The organism is Mycobacterium sp. (assembly GCF_049280035.1).
Classification (GTDB): Bacteria; Actinomycetota; Actinomycetes; order Mycobacteriales; family Mycobacteriaceae; genus Mycobacterium.
Genome location: NZ_JBAPPI010000301.1, coordinates 1 through 1,894 on the forward strand (window position 1 = coordinate 1; position 1,894 = coordinate 1,894).

General features: G+C 69.2%; 1 protein-coding gene and 1 pseudogene. Both read left to right on the top strand.

Annotated features, from left to right (window positions below; all coding sequences use genetic code 11):
- Positions 1–475: pseudogene (locus tag WAN71_RS10130) on the top strand (molecular chaperone); the annotation flags it as partial.
- Positions 476–689: 214 nt separating this feature from the next.
- On the top strand, positions 690–1,894 hold a 1,205-nt coding region (locus WAN71_RS10135), incomplete at its 3' end, for a DUF7159 family protein (protein WP_422225206.1).

The window sequence follows — 1,894 nt, forward strand, 5'->3', positions numbered from 1 at the left end:
CCTGAGCACCTCGGCCGTGCCCCCGCCGGCGCTACCCAGCTCCAACCCGCCGTCGCCGAGCCCGCTGCCGCCACCGCCGCCGAGCCCCGCGCCGTCGGCCACTGTCGCACCGCCCGTCACCAGCGAGGCGCCGCCGCCTCCGCCGCCGCCACCGGTGACGACGACCTACCAGCCGCCGCCGAGCACCACGCAGCAGGCGACGAGCACTACCCCGACGACGACCACCACAACCCCCACCACGACCACCTCGACGCCGCCGCCGCCCAGCACCACGACGAGCACGACACCGTCGGAAGTGATGACGACGACGTACTTGAAGCTCCCGTTCGTGCCGGTCCCGATACCGGTTCAGGTGCCGGAGGGACAGGCCCCCCCAAGCCAGCCGCAGAGTCCCTACCAGCCGCAGAGCCCCTACCAGCCGCAAAGCCCGTACCAGCCGCAGTATCCGTACGGAAGCCCGGGTTACGGCTACTAAGGCGTGGCGCAGCTGCGCGTGGGTTCAGTCCGCAATCCTCTGCGCACCGGCCGAGTAGGGTGGAAGCGCCGGACCGGCGGTGCTTCGTGTGGTCGCCTGTCCAGCGAATCGGGGAGGTAACGGCGCACCCCACTGTGGCGACGACATCTATGGATGGCGGCCCGCATGGTGCAGTCCTCCGCCCAGACCGTGGCTAGCGAGGGACTTCGGAGCAGTGGACATCGTTCTTGGGGTGTCGATGGCACCCACGATGGTCCGGATGTTGCTGGTCGAAGGTGAAAACGCCGACGGCGTCACCGTCGAAGAAGACAACTTCGAAGTCACAGCCGCGGGCGGCTCGGCAAATGCCGGCGCGCCCGAACAGGTGATCGCTGCGATCCTGGGCACCCAGCAAGGCGCGGCCGAAGCTGACTACAGGTTGACGTCGACGGGGGTGACGTGGACCGAGCCCACCGAGGTCGGTGCGCTGCGAGACGCCCTCGCCATCCGGCAGATCCGAGGCGTCATGCTGGTCTCACCGCTGCTCGCGGCCGCCGCGCTGACCCAGACAGTCGGCCATGCAATGGACTACCGGTACACCGCGCTGCTGTTCGTCGAGCCGGAAAGCGCGACGTTGGCGGTGGTTGAGACCACCGACGGTTCGATCGTCGATCTGCACCGGCAGCACGTGAGCTGCGCTCGGCGAGGCGCCAACGCGGTCAGCGATTTGGCCGCGATGGTTGCTGCCCTCGACGGGCTGGAGTCGCGACCGGACGGTGTGTTTGTCGTCGGTTGCGGCGTCGACATCGTTCCGATCAAGCGGCAATTGGACGCGGTGGTCGCGGTTTCGCTGAGCGCACCTGAAGAGCCGGACATGGCGCTTGCCCGCGGAGCGGCGCTGGCGTCGGCAAATGCGCCGTTGTTCGCATCGTCGACCGCTGCGTTGGCGTACGCACTGGATCCCGGTACCGGTGAGGTGAACCCCCATGCGCTCGCTCCCGCGTACTTGGACGTTTCCGCGAATGCCCGGTTGGGCGAGGACGCCCTCGCCTACAGTGCGGTGGCAGACGAGGACGACGAGGGCTCCCGCGCTTACCGGGGGCTGTTGGTGGCGGGTAGTGGGCTGGCTGCGGTCTCCCTCATCGGCTTTGTGGCTCTGCTCATTTCACTGGGGGCCGATATCGGGCCGCCGGTCGGCCAGCGAACCAGCCCGCATGGAAACGTTGTTCCCACGAACCAACTGCCGGCACCGCCGAACGTGCACGTACCTGTAGCGGCCGGGCCGGGGCCATCGGCACCGCCCCCAGCACCCCCGCCGTCGGCTGCTCCGCCTCCGCCCCCGCCGCAGACGATCACGGCACCGACACCGGTCGTGAACTCACTGCCGCAAAGGGCTGTGACCCCGGCCCCGGTCCGTCGTGCGCCGACACGCCAAGAGCC